17 protein-coding genes are annotated in these 16,510 nt (G+C 71.6%); 8 read left to right on the top strand and 9 right to left on the bottom strand.

Translation table 11 applies throughout. The annotated features are described in order from the left end of the window. Nucleotides 1-4 precede the first annotated feature (4 nt). Genes ACF3NH_RS18600 through ACF3NH_RS18590 form a run of 3 tightly spaced genes read right to left on the bottom strand, consistent with a single transcriptional unit; the run spans nt 5 to nt 3,244 of the window. On the bottom strand, nt 5-880 hold the full coding sequence (locus tag ACF3NH_RS18600; RefSeq protein WP_198366793.1) for a branched-chain amino acid ABC transporter permease: 876 nt from the start codon (nt 878-880) through the stop codon (nt 5-7). A 59-nt stretch (nt 881-939) separates the two neighbouring features. Next, complete coding sequence (locus tag ACF3NH_RS18595) at nt 940-2,151, bottom strand: ABC transporter substrate-binding protein (RefSeq protein WP_422924982.1); 1,212 nt, start codon at nt 2,149-2,151, stop codon at nt 940-942. Nucleotides 2,152-2,200: 49 nt separating this feature from the next. Beyond that, complete coding sequence (locus ACF3NH_RS18590; RefSeq protein ID WP_422924980.1) at nt 2,201-3,244, bottom strand: zinc-dependent alcohol dehydrogenase; 1,044 nt, start codon at nt 3,242-3,244, stop codon at nt 2,201-2,203. Between the two features lie 146 nt (nt 3,245-3,390). Between ACF3NH_RS18590 and ACF3NH_RS18585 the strand changes: the two genes are divergently transcribed. Continuing rightward, nucleotides 3,391-4,089: a GntR family transcriptional regulator gene (locus ACF3NH_RS18585; RefSeq protein WP_422924978.1), complete on the top strand. Its 699-nt coding sequence runs from the start codon at nt 3,391-3,393 to the stop codon at nt 4,087-4,089. Nucleotides 4,090-4,131: 42 nt separating this feature from the next. Here ACF3NH_RS18585 and ACF3NH_RS18580 read toward each other — a convergent pair whose 3' ends face one another. Further along, the gene (locus ACF3NH_RS18580; RefSeq protein ID WP_232477156.1) at nt 4,132-4,665 is read right to left on the bottom strand and encodes an HU family DNA-binding protein; all 534 of its coding nucleotides are present in this window, start codon (nt 4,663-4,665) and stop codon (nt 4,132-4,134) included. On the opposite strand from ACF3NH_RS18580, the gene ACF3NH_RS18575 reads away from it, so the two are divergent. The 3 genes from ACF3NH_RS18575 (at nt 4,597) to ACF3NH_RS18565 (ending at nt 8,393) form a co-directional block, all read left to right on the top strand. Beyond that, complete coding sequence (locus ACF3NH_RS18575; RefSeq protein WP_422924976.1) at nt 4,597-6,279, top strand: dihydroxyacetone kinase family protein; 1,683 nt, start codon at nt 4,597-4,599, stop codon at nt 6,277-6,279. The genes ACF3NH_RS18580 and ACF3NH_RS18575 overlap by 69 nt on opposite strands. A gap of 140 nt (nt 6,280-6,419) precedes the next feature. Further along, entirely contained in the window at nt 6,420-7,178 is a 759-nt protein-coding gene (locus ACF3NH_RS18570; protein ID WP_422924974.1) for a hypothetical protein, read from the top strand. A gap of 6 nt (nt 7,179-7,184) precedes the next feature. Continuing rightward, complete coding sequence (locus ACF3NH_RS18565; RefSeq protein ID WP_198366787.1) at nt 7,185-8,393, top strand: MFS transporter; 1,209 nt, start codon at nt 7,185-7,187, stop codon at nt 8,391-8,393. Between the two features lie 30 nt (nt 8,394-8,423). Here the strand turns inward: ACF3NH_RS18565 and ACF3NH_RS18560 are convergent, their stop codons facing one another. The 4 genes from ACF3NH_RS18560 to ACF3NH_RS18545 are packed head-to-tail and all read right to left on the bottom strand — an operon-like array spanning nt 8,424 to nt 12,056. After that, nucleotides 8,424-8,591, bottom strand: a complete 168-nt coding sequence (locus tag ACF3NH_RS18560) for a hypothetical protein (protein ID WP_198366786.1) — start codon at nt 8,589-8,591, stop codon at nt 8,424-8,426. A gap of 59 nt (nt 8,592-8,650) precedes the next feature. Next, nucleotides 8,651-9,478, bottom strand: a complete 828-nt coding sequence (locus ACF3NH_RS18555) for an ABC transporter permease (RefSeq protein WP_198366785.1) — start codon at nt 9,476-9,478, stop codon at nt 8,651-8,653. Continuing rightward, nucleotides 9,475-10,455: an ABC transporter permease gene (locus tag ACF3NH_RS18550; RefSeq protein ID WP_198366784.1), complete on the bottom strand. Its 981-nt coding sequence runs from the start codon at nt 10,453-10,455 to the stop codon at nt 9,475-9,477. Before ACF3NH_RS18550 ends, ACF3NH_RS18555 begins: the two co-directional genes overlap by 4 nt. Before the next feature lie 5 nt (nt 10,456-10,460). Continuing rightward, the gene (locus ACF3NH_RS18545; protein WP_422924971.1) at nt 10,461-12,056 is read right to left on the bottom strand and encodes an ABC transporter substrate-binding protein; all 1,596 of its coding nucleotides are present in this window, start codon (nt 12,054-12,056) and stop codon (nt 10,461-10,463) included. Between the two features lie 391 nt (nt 12,057-12,447). Here ACF3NH_RS18545 and ACF3NH_RS18540 point away from each other — a divergent pair, with 391 nt between their 5' ends. The 4 genes from ACF3NH_RS18540 to ACF3NH_RS18525 all read left to right on the top strand — a co-directional run bounded on the left by ACF3NH_RS18540 (nt 12,448) and on the right by ACF3NH_RS18525 (nt 15,489). Further along, nucleotides 12,448-12,669, top strand: coding sequence for a hypothetical protein (locus ACF3NH_RS18540; RefSeq protein WP_198366782.1), 222 nt, complete (start codon nt 12,448-12,450; stop codon nt 12,667-12,669). 112 nt (nt 12,670-12,781) lie between these two features. Then, nucleotides 12,782-13,759 carry a Bug family tripartite tricarboxylate transporter substrate binding protein gene (locus ACF3NH_RS18535; protein WP_198366781.1) on the top strand — a complete coding sequence of 326 codons (978 nt, stop codon included), beginning with the start codon at nt 12,782-12,784 and terminating at the stop codon, nt 13,757-13,759. Nucleotides 13,760-13,806: 47 nt separating this feature from the next. Continuing rightward, on the top strand, nt 13,807-14,274 hold the full coding sequence (locus ACF3NH_RS18530; protein ID WP_422924968.1) for a YybH family protein: 468 nt from the start codon (nt 13,807-13,809) through the stop codon (nt 14,272-14,274). Nucleotides 14,275-14,298: 24 nt separating this feature from the next. Beyond that, the gene (locus ACF3NH_RS18525; protein ID WP_422924966.1) at nt 14,299-15,489 is read left to right on the top strand and encodes a trans-sulfuration enzyme family protein; all 1,191 of its coding nucleotides are present in this window, start codon (nt 14,299-14,301) and stop codon (nt 15,487-15,489) included. A gap of 28 nt (nt 15,490-15,517) precedes the next feature. Here ACF3NH_RS18525 and ACF3NH_RS18520 read toward each other — a convergent pair whose 3' ends face one another. Continuing rightward, nucleotides 15,518-16,474 carry an alpha/beta hydrolase gene (locus ACF3NH_RS18520; RefSeq protein WP_422924964.1) on the bottom strand — a complete coding sequence of 319 codons (957 nt, stop codon included), beginning with the start codon at nt 16,472-16,474 and terminating at the stop codon, nt 15,518-15,520. Between the last annotated feature and the right edge of the window lie 36 nt (nt 16,475-16,510).

The raw sequence follows: 16,510 nt of genomic DNA, 5'->3' as shown, positions 1-16,510 counted from the left end.
CCGTTCACTCCGAGCCGCGCCCGAGGCCGAAGAGCCCCGTCGGGCGCACCAGCAGGACCAGGAGGAAGAGGCCGAAGATCACCACCTCCTTGAGGTCGGGCGCGATGTAGTAGGCACTGAGGCTGTCCACCAGCCCGATCAGCAGCGCGCCGACGAAGGCGCCGTGCAGGCTGCCCATGCCGCCCAGCACCACGACGACGAAGGCGGTCAGCACGAAATAGGTACCGACCGTGGGCGATGTCGGATAGAGCGGCGCCACCAGCACCGCGGCCAGCCCGACGCAGGCGGCGCCGATGCCGAAGGTGACGATGTAGATGCGGCGCACGTCGACGCCCATGAGCTGCGCCGCCGCGCGATGCTGCGCGGTCGCGCGGATGGCGCGGCCGAGATAGCTGCGCTCCAGAAACAGGTGCAGCGCGACGACGACGGCGATGCCGCAGCCGAACATGACCAGCTGGCCGATCAGCACGCGGAAGGGGCCGAAATGGATCGCCTCCCGCACCCCGGGGGCGGGCGTGGCGTAGAGGTCGGCGCCGAAGACCAGCAGCGCCAGGTTGATCAGGGCCGTGGACAGCCCGACCGTCGCGAAGATCTGCACATGCGCGTCGCGCGCGTCGAGCAGCGGTTGCAGAATGAAACGCTGGATCAGCACGCCGATGACGAACAGCACCAGCACCACCGGCGGCGCCAGCACATAGGGGTGCAGGCCGAGCTGGCTGGTGCCGATCCAGGTCAGGTACATGCCAACCATCAGCAACTCGCCATGGGCGAAGTTCACGAGCCGGATGATGCCGAAGATCAGCGTCAGCCCGATGCTGATGATGGCGAAGAGACCGCCCAGCATGAGGCCATTGATGACGAGCTGCAGGAAGGTTTGCATGACGTCTCCCCCAAGGGACCTGGCCGGGCGTGGCCGGGCGCTGCCAGGCGCGCGGGCTGTCAGCGGCGCAGGCGCAGGTCGGAGACCGCCGCCTCGGACGGGAAGACGGTGACGAGCTTGCCGTCCTGCCATTGCAGGCCCATCATCTTGGACCGCTGGTTCTGGCCGTTCTCGCCGAACCGCACGCCCCACCCCACCGCGGTCTGGCCTTCCGGGATGTCGAGCGCGCGCAGCGCCGCGGCGATGTCGTCGGCCGAGAAGGACTTCGCCTTGTCGATGGCCTCAAGATAGATCTTGGCGCCGGCGTAATTGCCGAGGCTGTGGCCGGAGCGCGGCTCCATGCCGTACTTGGCGCGATAGGCCTCGAGGAAGTGCGGGATGCCCGGCGCCGCCTTGGGGTTGGTGGCGATCTGCGTGAAGTCGATGTTCAGCACGCCGTCCATGACGTCCTGGCCGACCGCCTGCATGGTCTCGCGCAGCGAGTAGCCGCCGCCGCCGCCGATGATGGCGCGCGGCCTGAAGCCGGCCTCGCGCGCCTGGCGGAAGAACAGCACCGTGTCGTTCTGGTAGGAGGTCTGCAGCACCACATCGGCCTTGGCCGATTGCAGCCGCAGGATCAGCGCGGACATGTCCACGACATTGGCCGGATAGGGCAGCGTCTCGACGATGTTGAGGCCCTGCTCCTTGGCGAAGCCCGCCTGGAAGCGCCCGACCGTGGTGCCGTAGAGGCTGTCCTCATGGATGATGGCGACGCGCAGGTCCCTGGGCTGCACCGAATGGGCCGGCGCCACGGCGTTGATCACCATCTCGATCGAGCGCTCGGCCATGTCCCTGGCCGTCGGGTTGGTGCGGAACAGATAGCGGAACTTGCGGTCGGTGATGGAGTCCGAGACCGCGCCCATCTCCAGGTAGGGGATGCGCGCCAGCTCGGCCACCTGGCTCGCCACCTGCGCGCGGGCCGAGGAATAGGTGCCGAAGATCGCCTTGACGCCGGAGACCGAGATCAGCCGCCGCGCCTCGGCCACTGCCTGGTTGTTGTCCACCGCGTCGCCGCGCACCAGGACGATCCTCTCGCCCTGCACGCCGCCCGCGGCGTTGCGCTCCTCGACCGCCAGCTCCAGCCCGCGCCAGCTTTCGTCACCCAGCACGGCCAGCTCGCCGCTGAAGGGATAGAGGGCACCGAAGCGAACCTCGGCTGCGGCCCGGGCGCTGCCCATCGCGATCATCGCGACGCCGGACAGCAGCCCCAGCGCCCACCGGCGTGTCGTCATTCCGTTCATACCCGTGATTCCTCCCCGTTCCGCCGTTCTTCGCGGCTGTTCAATCCTCGTCCGGCCGCAGCAGGATCTTCACCGCATCCTTCCGCCGCGCCATCTCGAAGCCACGCGCCGCCTCACGCAGCGGCAGGCGGTGCGTGACCATCGCCTCCAGCGCCGCGCGGTTGGCGGGATCGGCCAGCAGCGCCAGGACGCGCGGCCAGGCGTCGCGGGTCGTGTCATGCGCCGCGCGGAGCTGGTGCTTGTTGCGCACCAGCGTCGTGACCGGAACTTCCAGCGGCCGCGAATGGATGCCAGCGATCACCAGGATGCCGCTGGAGCGCAGCACCGACAGCCCCTCGGTGATGGAGGTGGTGACGCCGGTCGCCTCGATCACCCGGTCGACCGCCTCGCCGAAGACCTGCCGCACCGCCTCGGCCATCGGCGTGTCGCGCAGATCGACCCGGTGCCGGATGCCCATGCGTTCGGCGCAGGCGAGACGGAGCGCGTCGTCGAAGCCGGCCAGCAGCACGCGCGCGCCGCGAAGCTGCGCCATCCAGGCGATGCCCAGTCCGATCGGCCCCGGCCCCAGCACGAGAACCACGTCGCCAGGCTCGATCTCGGCGACGCGCAGCGCGTTGTCGGCGATCGAGAGCGGCTCGCTCAGCGCGCCCAGCGCGACATCGACACCCGCGGGCAGGCGGAAGCAGTTGAAGGCGGGGGCGACGAGATGGGGCGCGAAGCCGCCATCGCAATGCAGGCCCAGGATGCGCCGCGCCTGGCAATCCTGCATCCGGTCCTCACGGCAGGCGCGGCACTGGCGGCAGCCGATGGTCGGCCAAGCGGTGACGGCATCGCCGATGGTGAGGCCCTGGACGCCCTCGCCCACCGCCGTGACATGGCCGGCGAACTCATGCCCCATGGTCAGCGGCAGGTGCGGCACCATGAATTCGTAGCCCGGCGTCCATTCATAGGCATGGATGTCGCTGCCACAGATTCCGGCGGCGGCGACGCGAATGCCGACCTCGCCCGGTCCCGGCGGCGGGGGCGGCGCCACGTCCCGCAGTTCCAGTCCTGGCCCGGCGGCCAGCTTGCGCAGGGACAGCACGCGCCTATGTCCGCGGAGCCTGCGGATGGCGCGGGCCCGTGCCGGCCCGTCCCGTCCTGGTCATCGGCAACGTCCTTCCCTGGTCATGACACTTGTTATGCGTCATTTGTTATAACAGTGAGGATGTCGCACGGGGCCTGTCAATCATGAACACGCGGTCCGTCCCGTCTGCCGCTCCCCGGCGGGAGGCGGATCCCGGTTTCACCCGGATCTCCCGCGACAGTTTGAGCGGGCAGGCCTATCAGGCCATCCGTTCGGCGCTGATGCTCAGCCGCCTGCGGCCGGGCGAGAGGCTGTTGCTGCGGCCGCTCGCGGAACAACTCGGCATCAGCGCCACCCCGGTGCGGGAAGCCCTGTTGCGCCTGGTTTCCGAGCAGGCCTTGCAACTTGACGAACGCGGCACCGTCTTCGTCCCCGTCATCGACCGCGCGCGATTCCTGGAGATCCGTTCGCTGCGCTGCAACCTGGAAGGCCAGGCCGCCGCGGCCGCGGCCTCACGGGCGGGGGCGGAGCAGATCGACCGTCTGGCCGCCATCCATGAACGGCTTGCCGCCGCCGAGGCGGAGCGGGATTTCGGCACGGCCATCCAGTCCAACGAGGCCTTCCATTCCGGTCTCTGCCGCCTGGGCGGGATGCCGGTGCTCCTCGGGCTGGTCGAGATTCTCTGGATGCAGTGCGGGCCTTTGCTCAGTCACCTGTATGACCGGGGGCCGCTGCTCTGGCCCCGTCACGGCCATCTGTCGGTGCTGGATGCCCTGCGGCGCGGCGATGCGGCCGGCGCGCGGGCCGCCGTGATCCGCGATATCGAGGAGGGCGGCCGGCCGCTGCTCGACATCCTGGCCTGAGGCGGGCCAGGATCCTGTCCCGGCCCGCCTCGGGCGTCGTCCTCAGGCCTTGGCGGCCTTGCGCTTGTTCTTCTTCAGCGCCGTGTGCGCGGCATCCTTCAGCGACGGCGAGGGCTTGAAGCGCACGGTCGCGCCGGCCTTCACGGGAACCTTCTCGCCGGTGCGGGGATTCAGCGCCGTGCGCTTCGGGGTCTCGCGCACGATGAAGGCGCCGAAATCGGGGATGGTGAAGCGCCCGGTCTGGACGATCTCGGACTTGATCGCCTCGATGATGTCGCCGGCCAGGGCATTGGCGCCGATCCCGGTGATCTCGATGGACTTCTGGATGGTATCGGCCAGGAACTTCTTCGACATGCTCTTGCCTTTCAGAGGATGCGGATAGCCAAAGCACAGGCCGCGTCCGCCGTGAAGTCCCAGATTCGCCTTTGCTGCACTGAAACCGGCTTGATGTGGCCCCGGCGCCCGCCCACCCTGACGGTCAGCCGCGACGGGAAGGGAGCCCAGGCCGTGAAGAAGCTGATCAACGATCCGCGCCGTGTGGTACGGCAGATGCTGGAAGGGCAGGTCGCCCTGCATCCCGGTCAGGCCCTGCTGGCCGGGGAGGATGTGGTTCTGCGCGCCGAGATCCCGCCGCCCGCCGCGCGGCGCGTCGCCGTGCTGTCCGGCGGCGGCGCCGGGCACGAGCCGGCCCATGCGGGCTATGTCGGCGAGGGGTTGCTGGATGCCGCCATCGCCGGGGACGTCTTCACCTCCCCCAGCACCGATGCGGTGCTGAGCGGCATCCGTGCCGTCGCCGGCCCGGCGGGCGCCGTGCTGGTCGTCAAGAACTACACCGGGGACCGGTTGAACTTCGGCCTGGCCGCCGAGCTGGCGCGGGCGGAGGGCATTCCCTGCGACATCGTCGTCGTGGCCGACGATGTCGCGCTGCGCGACACCGTGCCGCCGGAGCGGCGGCGCGGCATCGCCGGCACGGTGCTGATCCACAAGATCGCCGGCGCCGCCGCGGCGCGCGGCCTGCCGCTCGGCGAGGTGGCCGGCATGGCGCGGGCGGCGGCGGAGAATCTCGGCAGCATGGGCGTGGCGCTCGGGGCCTGCACCGTTCCCGCGGCCGGCCGGCCGGGCTTCACGCTGGAGGAGGACGCGGTCGAGCTCGGCCTTGGCATCCATGGCGAGCAGGGCGTCCGCCGGGCGCCGTTGCAGCCGGCCGATACCCTGGTCGACACCCTGCTGGACAGCATCCTGACCGATCTCGGGCTGCGCGCCGGCGAGTCCGCGGCGCTGCTGGTCAACGGCCTGGGCGGCACGCCGCCGATGGAACTGGCGATCGTGGCGCGCCATGCCCTGGCCCGGTTGCGGCGGGAGGGGATCGAGGTGCCGCGGGCCTGGTGCGGCAACTATCTCACCGCGATCGAGATGCCGGGCTGCTCGCTGAGCCTGCTGCGGCTGGATGCCGATCGCCTGGCGCTGCTGGATGCGCCGGGGCATGCCCCGGCCTGGCTGGCCGATGGCCGCGTCGCGGAACCGCGTATCCTGCCCGAGACGCCCTCGCCGGCACCGCGCGAGGCCACGGCGCCCGGATCGCTCGCGCCCGCGCTGCGGGGCGGGTTGGAGCGCGTCGCCGCCGCGCTGGAGAAGGCCGAGGCTGAGTTGACCGCGCTCGACAGCGCCGCGGGCGATGGCGATCTCGGCCTCAGCATGGCGCGGGGGGCCGCCGCGCTGCGCGCCCTGCCGGAGACGGCCTTCGCCACCCCGGCCACCGGCCTGGCCCATATGGGGGAGGCGCTGCGCCGGGCCATCGCCGGCAGTTCCGGCCCCTTCTACGCCGTGGCCCTGCTGCGCGCCGCGCGGCGGCTGGAGGGCCGCGAGGCTTCGGATGCCACGGACTGGGCCGCGGCCTTCCGGGAGGCGGTCGAGGCCATCGCCGCGCTGGGAGGCGCCCGGCCGGGGGACCGGACCATGCTGGATGCCCTGCACCCGGCCGCCGAGGCCTTCTCCGACGCGACGGGGCGCGGCTCCGGCCTGCGGGATGCCTGGGGCGAGGCGGTGGCCGCCGCCGAGGCCGGCCTGCAGGCCACCGCCACCATGCAGCCGCGGCTGGGCCGCGCCGCCTATCTGGGCGATCGCGCCCGGGGCCAGCCGGATGCCGGAGCGGCCGGGGTGCTGGTCTGGATGCGGGCCCTGGCGCGATGAGCGGCAGGCCCGGGGCGATTTCCCGCTGGAGCCTGTTCAACCGGGGAGAGGTGCCGCCGTTATCGGTACGGCCCGTGCCGCCGCAGCCCCATCGGGCGGCGGCGGCCGGGCGAAACCGCCTCGCCCCGGGAAGCTCCCTGATGCACGACCTCTCCCCCACCCTGGCCCGGCCTCTCGCGGCGGCCTCGCTGCCCGCCCTGCTGCTGCTGGCGGCCCTGCCGGTACAGGCCCAGGTCGCGGCACCGGCGCAGCCTCAGGGGCAGGAGCAATCCCGGGAGCGGGCCCCGGCAGAGGGACAGGCCCAGCCCACGGCGCCGGAGGAGGCCCCCGCCACGCCGCCCGCCCAGCCGCAGCCGCAGCCGCAGCCGCAGCCGCAGCCGCAGCCGCAGCCGCAGCCGCAATCCAGCCAGCCGGGCGCGCCACCCGCTGAGGGGGAGGCGCTGCCTCTGGCGGGGCGGGAGATGGTGGGGAAGGGGGAGATGCTGCGCATCCTCGGGCAGGATGTGAAGGGCGTCAGCGGCATCGTGGTCGGCCAGCTGGTCAATGTCCTCGTCACGCCGGAGGGGCAGCCCCGCGCCGCCGTGCTGGACTATGGCGGCTTCCTGGGGGTCGGGCGGCGGCGCATCGCCGTCGCCTGGTCGACCCTCCGCTTCACCGAGAAGGGCATCCAGTTCACCCTCAGCCGCGACCAGCTGCGCGGCTTCCCCGATTTCCGCGATGGCGAGGACGTGGCCATCGCGACCGCTCCGCCGCCCCCCGCGCCGGGCGGCGCGGCGCCGCCGGGTGACGCTCGCACTGGCGCCACGCCCTCGCAGGACGCGGCCCCTCCCGCAGCGCCGCCGGCCGCCACGCCGCCACCACAGACCAGTCCAGCGGAGCCCGGTGGCAGGCCGGGCTGACGCGCCATGGCGAGCAAAGCCAGCCTGCGGGGTCTCGACGGTCTGAACTTCTTCATGGCGAATGTTCAGACCGGCTTCGGCCCCTTCGTCGCCGTCTATCTCACCACGCAGGCCTGGACCGAGGTCGAGATCGGCTTCGCGCTCAGCCTCGGCACGCTGACCACCATGCTCAGCCAGGTCCCCGCCGGGGCCCTGGTCGATGCCACCCGGCACAAGCGGCGCGCGGCGGCGCTGGCGCTGCTGGGCATCGCCGCCTCCGCGGTGCTGCTCGCCGCCTGGCCGGCCACGCTGCCGGTGCTGCTGTCCGAGATCCTGCACGGGGTGGCGAGTTGCGTGCTGACGCCGGCGATCGCCGCCATCAGCCTCGCATTGGTCGGCCGTCAGGCGCTGGGCGAGCGGCTCGGGCGCAATGCCCGCTTCGCCTCGCTCGGCGGCGCCGTCGCGGCGGGCGGCATGGGGCTGATCGGCACCTATCTCTCCAGCGCCGCGGTCTTCTGGATGACCGCGGCGCTGACCGTGCCCAGCCTGATCTCCCTCGCCTTCATCCGGGAGCGGGACATGGCGGCCGCCATCGCCGCCGCGCAGTCCAGCAGCGGCGAGCGCTCGCGGATCTGGCCCCTGCTGCAGCAGCGCGGCGTCTTCATCTTCGCCGCCTGCGCCATGCTCTTCACGCTCTCCAACGCCGCCATGCTGCCGCTCGCCGGCAGCATGGCCACCCGGCACGCCGGCGACGAGGCCAACCTGATCATCGCGGCGAGCATCGTGGTGCCGCAGCTCGTGGTGGCCGCGATCTCGCCCTGGGTCGGCCGGGTGGCGGAGCTGCGGGGCCGGCGGATCGTGCTGATCATCGGCTTCGCCATGCTGCCCCTGCGCGGCCTCCTGCTGGCGCTGGTCGATCAGCCGGCCGGGCTGGTCTTCATCCAGGCGCTGGACGGCATCAGCGCCGCCGCGCTCGGCGTCATGCTGCCGCTGATCGCCTCCGACCTGACGCGCGGCACCAACCACTTCAATCTCTGCATGGGCATCTTCGGCCTGGCCGTCGGGGTCGGCGGGACGCTGAGCACGACGATGGCCGGCCTGGTGGCGGTCTGGATCGGGTCGGGCGCGGCTTTCGCTCTGCTGGCGGTGATCGGCCTGCTCTGCACCCTCCTCGCCTGGCTCGCCATGCCCGAGACCCGCGAGGAAATTCCGGCCGGAGCCGTGGCGGCCGGCTGAGGGGGGGGCGGATCGCCCGCCCCCGCCCGCTCACTTCCCCTTCTGGTTCTTCAGTAGGTTGCCCTGCTCCCCCGGACCCGTCGTCTTGTCGCCCGGGCGCGTGGTCTCCGCGTCCTTGGTGCTGTGACCGGTCATCATCCCGGTCAACTTGCCGAGCTTCGGCGCATCCTTGGGCGGTGTCTTCGGATCGTCGGCCATGCCGGTGCTCCTTTCTGCGGTGACCGGGGATCAACCGGCGCGGCACAGGCAGGGTTGCCTCAGCCCTCCCGGCGAGGGTCCAGGATGTCGTCCACCACGTCGCCCAGCAGGTTCAGCCCCAGCACCGCCAGGGCCAGGGCCACGCCCGGCACCGCGGCCATGTACCAGTGGGTGCGGAGCGCCTCGCGCCCAGCGCCGATCATCGAGCCCCAGCTCACCAGGTTGGGATCGGAGAGGCCGAGGAAGGAGAGCCCCGCCTCGGTTAGCATGGCGGTGGCCATCAGCACCGAGGCGGTGACCAGGATCGGCGACAGGGCGTTCGGCAGCACATGGGCCAGCAGCAGGCGGCTGCTGGAGGCGCCGCAGCAGAGCGCGGCATCGACGAAGTCGCGCGCCCGCACCGCCATGACCTCGGCCCGCGCCAGCCGGGCGATGCCCGGCCAGGAGGTGAGGCCGATCGCCAGGATGACATGACCGATGGACGGTCCCAGCACCGCCACCACGGCGATGGCGAAGAGGAAGGGCGGCATGGTCTGGAACACCTCGGTCAGCCGCATCAGCAGCATCTCCGCCCGGCCGCCGAGGAAGCCGGCGAGCGCACCGACCGCCGTGCCGATGGTGAGCGACACCGCCGCCGCCGAGAGCCCCACCAGCAGCGAGACGCGGGCGCCGTGGAAGATGCCGCTCGCCAGGTCGCGCCCCATCAGGTCGGTGCCGAGCCAGTAGTCCGGGTCCTGGCCGGGCCAGAGGCTGGGCGTGGCGACCATGTCCAGCGGGTCGTCGGGGTAGAGCCAGGGCGCGGCCAGCGCCATGGCGCCGAGCCCCAGCACCAGCAGCAGGCCGATCAGCCCGCGCGGGGTGAGCAGCAGCCTCCACCCCCGGCTCATGCCGCGCGCACCCGCGGGTCGGCCAGGCCATAGAGCAGATCGACCAGGAAGTTCACCAGCACCACCGTGACCGAGCTGGCCAGCACGATGCCGAGCAGCAGGTTGAGGTCGCGCCGCAGGATGGCGTCGAAGGCGAGGCGCCCGAGGCCAGGCCAGGAGAAGACCGTCTCCACCAGCACGCCGCCGCCGATCAGCGCGCCGGCCTGCAGTCCCACCATGGTCAGCACCGGCAGCAGGGCGTTGCGGCCGGCATGCACCGCATCGACCTGCCAGGGCGAGAGGCCCTTGGCGCGGGCGGTGCGGACATAGTCCTGCTTCAGCGCCGTGAGCATCGAGGCGCGCATCAGCCGGGCATAGAGCGCGGCGTAGAAGAGCGAGAGGGTGCAGACCGGCAGCACCATGTGCCGCGCCGTGTCCAGCGCCAGGGCGAGGCCCGACAGATCGGCGCCGGGGTCGCGCATGCCGCCCACCGGCAGCCACTGCAGCCGGACGCCGAACAGCACGATGCCCATCAGCCCGACCCAGAAGAGCGGCGTCGCATAGGCCAGCAGCACGCCGGCCGAGATGATCCCGTCGAGCCAGCTTCCCGCGCGCCGCGCGGCGAGGCCGCCGAGCAGCATGCCGCTGCCGGAGGCGAGCAGGATGGCGGGCACCATCAGCAGCAGCGTCGCCGGCAGGCGCTCCAGGATCAGCGTCAGCACCGGCAGGCCGAGGCGGTGGGAATGGCCGAGATCGCCGGTGACGACATTGCCGAGATAGTGCAGGAACTGCATCCAGACGGGCTGGTCGAGGCCGAAGCGGGCGCGCAGCTCCGCCATCATCTCCGGCGTCGCCGCGCCCTGTTCGCCGGCCAGCACATCGGCCAGATCGCCGGGCGCCGCCTGCATCAGCAGGAAGTTCACCAGCACCACCCCGAACAGCACCGGCACCGCCTGCACCAGCCGCCGTGCGGCCAGCCAGGCCACGCCGCCCGCCATGCCGCTCAGCCCTCCAGCCAGGCGTGCTTGAGGGAGGAGTAGGCGGCGTCCGGCCCCGTGGCCACGTCGCGCAGGGTCTTGGCGTGCACGGTGAAGAAGTGCAGCTCGATCAGCGGCAGGTTGGGCAGGTCAGTCGCCGCCAGCGCCTGCATCTCGCGGAACAGGCGGGCGCGCTCGGCCGGGTCCACGGCGCGCTGCGCCGCCTCGATCACCTGGTCCATCTCCGGATTGCTGTAGCCCGAGGCATTGGTCCAGGGCGTACCCTTGTTGATCGCCTTCGACCAGAACAGCCGCTGCACGCCGATCTGAGGATCGGAGAAGGACGAGGCCCAGGAGCTGGAGATGTCGAACTCGTAGTCCGTGAAGACACGGCGCAGGTAGCTCGGCGTGTCCTGGCTGCGCAGCGTCAGGTCGATACCGACGCGGCGCAGCGCCTGCCGCACATACTCGCCCGTGCGGCGGTAGTCATCGCCATAGGGCAGGTAGTCGTGGCTGAGGGCGAAGCGCATGCCGTCCGCGCCACGACGGAAGCCGGCCTCGTCCAGCAGCGCCTCGGCCTTCTTCACGTCGAAGGGATACTTCGGCACGTCCGGATTGTGGAACCGCGTCAGGCTGGACGGCACCGTCGAGACCGCCGGCTTGCCGAAGCCGTGCCAGACGGTCTTGGCGATGATGTCGCGATTGATGGCATGGGCGATCGCCTGCCGCACCCGGCGGTCCTGGAGCTCCGGCTTGCGCAGGTTGAACTCGAGGAACAGCCAGGGCGAGATCCATTCGTAGCCCCGTGTCTCGACGGCGAGGCCGGGCAGGGCGCGCAGCCGCGCCACGTCGCTCAGCGGCACCGGGCTGTAGGGGGCGTACTGCGCCTGCCCGGTCTCCAGCAGGGCCGCGCGCGCCGCCGCGTCGGGGACGATGCGGAAGACGATGCGGTCGAGATAGGGCTTGCCCTCATCCCAGTAGTCCGGGTTGCGCTCCAGGATGATGTGCTCGCCGCGCACCCATTCCCGGAAGCGGAAGGGGCCGGTGCCGACCGGCTTCAGGTTGGCCGGGTTGGCCAGGGCATCGCCACCCGCATAGATGTGCCTGGGCAGGATCTGCGCCTCATAGGCGTTGAGCGCGCTCAGGATCACCGGCGAGGGTTGCCGCAGGCGCAGCGTGACGGTCAGCGGGTCCGGCGTCTCGACGGCCTCGACGGCGGCGAAGGTGGCGCGACCGCGCGGATGGATCTTCCGCCAGATCTCCTCCAGCGAGAACTTGACGTCCTCCGCGGTGAAGTCCTGGCCGTCATGCCACTTCACGCCCGGCCGCAGGCGGAAGGTGAGCGAGAGACCGTCCGCCGCCAGCGTCCAGCTCTGCGCCAGGCAGGGCTTCAGCGACATGTCCCAGTCGTAGGTGAAGAGGCCGTCGAAGATATTGGTCGAGACCACGCCGGTCGGCGCGCCCGCGTTCAGCGCCGAGACCAGGATCGGCGGCTCGGGCTGCACGATGGCGGTCAGCGTGCCACCGCGGCGCGGCGTGGAGGCGGGCTGGGCGAGCGCCATACGGGAGGGAATTCCAAGGGTGGCGGCGCCCAGGCCGGCGAGCAGGAGGCGGCGGGACATGGCGGGAGGGATCATGGCTTCTGCTCCGCGAGCGGCGAGGGGGGCGGACTATATTCAACGGAATCCGGTCGTCAAACCGCGAAACGCGCATGTCTGGACGCCGAAGCGGCACCTACACCGATAATTAGCGAGTGAAAATGGTAATAGGGTTTGCAAACCCTATTCGATTGTGTTGAATATGCCCCGTGTTCACCGGGCGGGTCACGCCGCCCCGCGGGGATTTGACCCATGCAGCTTGCACCGCGTCACCAAACGCTAAAGCGCCTTCCATGCTCCGCCTGCGGCGGGACGGGACGGCAGCAGACCTGCCGAATGCGTTGTCGGCGCTGAGCGCCGCCGCATCCCCCTCCCCATCGCAGGAGCCGCCACGACCGGCGGCCGGAGATATCCCATGATCGCTTCCCGTCCCGTCGATGTCGGCGGCCGCTTCGTCGGTGTCGTCGTCGCGTCCCATGACGCCTGGTTCTTCAAGGCCATCGATCCGATCGTCGACGATCTCGATGGCGGCCGCTTCGCCAGCCCCGCCGAGGCGGGCCGGGTGGCCCGGCTGGTGATCGAGCGCCAGCAGAGGGCCCGTCTGGTCCGGGCCCTGCCGGCTCGCCACGCCGCCTGACGGCCTCGCTTCGACGAAGAACCCTTGGCGAAAGGCTCTTTTCCCGGCGGGGGCGGCGCGTGCAGGATATCGGCACGCCAGTCCTCGCCGCGCTTTCCGCCGAGGAGATGACATGAAACGACGTACTCTGCTGCAGACCGCGGGAGGGGTGGCCCTGGCCGGCCTTTCCGCGCCCGCCCTCCATGCCGAGGGGCGCTGGCCCAACCGGCCGCTCCGCATGATCGTGCCCTACACCCCCGGCGCGGCCACCGACGCCATGGCGCGGCTCGCCGCCCAGAAGCTGCAGGAACGCCTGGGGGTCGGCGTCGTGGTGGAGAACCGCTCGGGCGGCAGCGGCACGCTGGGGGCCGGGCTGGTCCTGCAGGCCCCGGCCGATGGCTATACCATCATGGGATCGGCCTCGATCCATCCCGTGGCGCGGCAGGTGATGAAGGCGGTGCCCTACGATCCGGTCGCCGATTTCCAGCCGATCGCCCGCACGGCGCGCGGACCCTGCGTGCTGGTGCAGGACAGGCGGTTGCCGCAGCAGACCCTGGCCGAGACCATCGCCGCCGCCCGGGCCGAGCCGGCGCGGTGGAGCTTCGCCACCTCCTCGCTCGGCGCCGCCGGGCACCTCGCCTCGATCGAGTTCAACCGCCTCGCGGGCACCAGCATCGAGATCGTGCCCTATCGCGGTTCGGCCCCGGCGCTGACCGATGTCGCCGCCGGCAATGTCCAGCTGATGTTCGATCCGGCCCTGGCCACGCTGCCGCTGATCCGCGACGGGCAGGTGCGCGGCCTTGGCATCGCGACGCCGGCGCGCACCGAGCTGGCGCCCGAATTGCCGACCCTGGCGGAATCGGGGCTGCCCGGCTTCACCTTCTATTCCTGGTACGGGGTCTGGGCGCCGCGTGGCGTCCCGCGCGAGATCGCCCTGCAGCTCAACGCCGCCATCCTCGATGGCATGCATGAGCCGGAGACGGTCCGGCGCCTCGCCGGCCAGGGGTTCGAGCCGGTGCGGGAATCCATCGACGAGGTGGAGCGCTTCATCGCGGCCGATGTGGCGCGCAGCGCCGAGCTGCTGCGGATTGCCAATTTCGAGCCTGTGTAGTCCTCTGCGGACCCTGCTTCCCGGCCCTCCCCTTCAGGAACCTTCGCATGCCCGTTCAGGCCGCCGCCGCCGTCGACCCCGCCGACCATGAGAAGGTCCGCGACTGGTTCCGTGAACTGGCCGAGCATGTGCGCGCGGTGGACTTCGCCGCGGCGCGCCACCTCTTCGCCGAGGACTTCCTCGCCTTCGGCACCTTCACCGATTTCGTCAGCGGCCAGGCGGAAACCGAGGCGAACCAGTGGCGCAGGGTATGGGGCACGATCGACGGCTTCACCTACCGGCTCGACGGGGTGCGGTCGATCGTCTCGCCGGACCGTCTCTTCGCCATCGGCCTGGGCATCTGGGATTCCACCGGATACCACCCCGACGGCACGCCGTTCGACCGGCCGGGCCGCACCACCGTCTCCCTGGCGCGGGAGACGGTGGACGCGCCCTGGGTGGCGACGCATACCCATATGTCGCTCTTCCGCGGCACGCCCGATGTATCGCATGGCGACAGGCCGGCGAAGAGCTGAGGCGCATCCGGCAGGGAGAACCGCATGACGCGACCCGCCACTCTGGCCATCCACGCCGCCGCGCCGCCGCGCGCGGCGGGATCGCCGGTCACGCCGCCGCTGGTCGCCGCCACCAGCTTCCACACCGATCCTGACGCGGTGGGCTTCTCCGCCCAGGATCTCGGTGAATCCGCGCCGCATTTCTACACGCGCTGGGGCAATCCGACCGTGGCGCTGCTGGAACAGCGCCTGGCCGCGCTGGAAGGCGGGGAGGCGGGGCTCGCCTTCGCCAGCGGCATGGCGGCCGCGACCGGCCTGTTCCTGCACCGGCTGCAGCCGGGCGCGCATCTGCTGCTCAGCGATGTCTGCTACGCCGGCGTCGCCGAATTCGCGCTCGATACGCTGGCGCGCTACGGCGTGGCGGTCAGCAGCGTGGACATGTCGGACCTCGACGCCGTGGCGGCGGCGATGCGGCCGCAGACCCGGCTGCTGCATGCCGAGGTGCCGGCCAACCCGATCCTGCGCCTGGCCGACATCGCGGCGCTGGCGGAGATCGCGCATCGCGGCGGCGCCGAGCTGTCGGTCGATTCCACCATGGCGACGCCGATCGCCACGCGGCCCCTCGCCCTCGGCGCCGACTGGGTGATCCATTCCCTGACCAAGTATGCCTGCGGCCATGGCGACGCGCTGGGCGGCGCGGTGATCGGCCGCGCCGCGCCGGTCGATGCGCTCCGCAAGGACGCCCTGATCCATTACGGCGGCGCCATCAGCCCCTTCGCCGCCTGGCTGATCCTGCGCGGGCTGGAGACGCTGCCGGCACGCATGGCGCTGCATGAGAGCAATGCCCGCGCGGTCGCGCAGTTCCTGGAGGGGCATCCCCGCATCGGCAAGGTCTACTGGCCGGGGCTGGAGAGCCATCCGCAGCACGCGCTGGCGCGGCGGCAGATGCGCAATTTCTCAGGCATGGTCAGCTTCACCACGCCGCGGGACAAGGCCCTGGCGCGGCGCTTCGCGGAACGGCTGCGCGTCATCACCTACGCGGTCTCGCTGGGTAAGACGCAGAGCCTGCTCTTCCATATTCCCAGCGAGGACATCCTGCGCTCCTCCTTCCGGCTGGAGGGCGCGCGGGCCGAGGCCTACCGCGCCTGGACGGGAAGCGGCACCTTCCGCCTCTCGGTGGGACTCGAGGATTCCGCGGATCTGATCGAGGACCTGGCGCGGGCGCTGGAAGGCTAAGGAAGCGAGGCCACGGCGCCCGGGCCTCTCACCCGGCCCGCAGCCTCTCCTTCAGCGCCGCCACCACCTCGCGCCGCGCCGCGTTCGCCTGGGTCAGCAGCGCCGTCTGCCCGATGAAGCCGTGCGGCATGCCCTCATAGACGGTGAGCCTGTGCTCGACGCCCGCCTCCTGCAGGCGGTTGGCGAGATTCAGGCTGTCGTCCAGCAGGGGATCGAGCGCGGCGGCCTGCAGCAGCAGCGGCGGCAGTCCGGCGAGCCGCGCGTGCAGCGGCGCGGCGCCGGCATCCCGCCGCATCGCCGGATCGGGGAGGTATCGCGACCAGAACCAGTCCAGCTTGGCGGTGGACAGGCCGAAGCGGCCATCGCCCCGCTCCCGGTGCGAGGGCGTGTCGTGGTCCGCCGAGAGCATGCCGTAGACGAGGACACCGAACTTCGGTCCGGCCTCGCCGGCGTCGCGCAGCCGCAGCAGGGCGTTGAGCGCCAGGTTGCCGCCGGCGGAATCGCCGCCGACGGCGAGCCGGCTGCCGTCGATACCGACATCGCCGGCCTCGTCGCGCAGCCAGCGCAGCGCCGCCAGCACCTGCCCGATGGCGGTGGGATAGGGATGTTCCGGCGCCAGAGCGTATTCGAGACCGACGACGACGACGCCCGCCTCGTCGGCGATCTCGCGCTTCCAGCGGTCGAGGCTGTCGAGATCGCCCACCGCGAAACCGCCGCCATGGATGTGCAGATAGGCGGGCAGCGGCCCATCCTGGCGCGGGCGGTAGAGACGCAGCCGCAAGGGCGGGCTGGCGCCGTCCAGCCGGTGCTCGACGGTCTCCACGGCCGGCCCGCCCTGGTTCAGGAACCGCTGGTAGGCCCGCGTCGCCGCGCGCGCCTCCGCGATCGGCTGGGTCAGCACGTCGCCGTTGCTGACGCCGGCCTCCTTCAGGCGGCCCTGGGCGACGGCCAGCTCCGCATCGGGCTTCAGGACGGGTGCGATCATCGGCATCTCCAGGATCTGCGCCGCGTAAGGGAATCC

The sequence above is a fragment of the Pseudoroseomonas sp. WGS1072 genome, from assembly GCF_049340465.1.
GTDB lineage: Bacteria > Pseudomonadota > Alphaproteobacteria > Acetobacterales > Acetobacteraceae > Pseudoroseomonas.
This window is presented reverse-complemented; position numbering and strand designations above follow the sequence as displayed.

Bases quoted from the DNA above. Each gene is read 5' to 3' on its own strand.
- ACF3NH_RS18600 (WP_198366793.1), bottom strand. From the start codon at position 880: ATGCAAACCTTCCTGCAGCTCGTCATCAATGGCCTCATGCTGGGCGGT.
- ACF3NH_RS18595 (WP_422924982.1), bottom strand. From the start codon at position 2,151: ATGACGACACGCCGGTGGGCGCTGGGGCTGCTGTCCGGCGTCGCGATG.
- ACF3NH_RS18585 (WP_422924978.1), top strand. From the start codon at position 3,391: ATGAACACGCGGTCCGTCCCGTCTGCCGCTCCCCGGCGGGAGGCGGAT.
- ACF3NH_RS18580 (WP_232477156.1), bottom strand. From the start codon at position 4,665: ATGCAGGGCGACCTGCCCTTCCAGCATCTGCCGTACCACACGGCGCGG.
- ACF3NH_RS18570 (WP_422924974.1), top strand. From the start codon at position 6,420: ATGCACGACCTCTCCCCCACCCTGGCCCGGCCTCTCGCGGCGGCCTCG.
- ACF3NH_RS18565 (WP_198366787.1), top strand. From the start codon at position 7,185: ATGGCGAGCAAAGCCAGCCTGCGGGGTCTCGACGGTCTGAACTTCTTC.
- ACF3NH_RS18560 (WP_198366786.1), bottom strand. From the start codon at position 8,591: ATGGCCGACGATCCGAAGACACCGCCCAAGGATGCGCCGAAGCTCGGC.
- ACF3NH_RS18555 (WP_198366785.1), bottom strand. From the start codon at position 9,478: ATGAGCCGGGGGTGGAGGCTGCTGCTCACCCCGCGCGGGCTGATCGGC.
- ACF3NH_RS18550 (WP_198366784.1), bottom strand. From the start codon at position 10,455: ATGGCGGGCGGCGTGGCCTGGCTGGCCGCACGGCGGCTGGTGCAGGCG.
- ACF3NH_RS18545 (WP_422924971.1), bottom strand. From the start codon at position 12,056: ATGTCCCGCCGCCTCCTGCTCGCCGGCCTGGGCGCCGCCACCCTTGGA.
- ACF3NH_RS18540 (WP_198366782.1), top strand. From the start codon at position 12,448: ATGATCGCTTCCCGTCCCGTCGATGTCGGCGGCCGCTTCGTCGGTGTC.
- ACF3NH_RS18535 (WP_198366781.1), top strand. From the start codon at position 12,782: ATGAAACGACGTACTCTGCTGCAGACCGCGGGAGGGGTGGCCCTGGCC.
- ACF3NH_RS18530 (WP_422924968.1), top strand. From the start codon at position 13,807: ATGCCCGTTCAGGCCGCCGCCGCCGTCGACCCCGCCGACCATGAGAAG.
- ACF3NH_RS18525 (WP_422924966.1), top strand. From the start codon at position 14,299: ATGACGCGACCCGCCACTCTGGCCATCCACGCCGCCGCGCCGCCGCGC.
- ACF3NH_RS18520 (WP_422924964.1), bottom strand. From the start codon at position 16,474: ATGATCGCACCCGTCCTGAAGCCCGATGCGGAGCTGGCCGTCGCCCAG.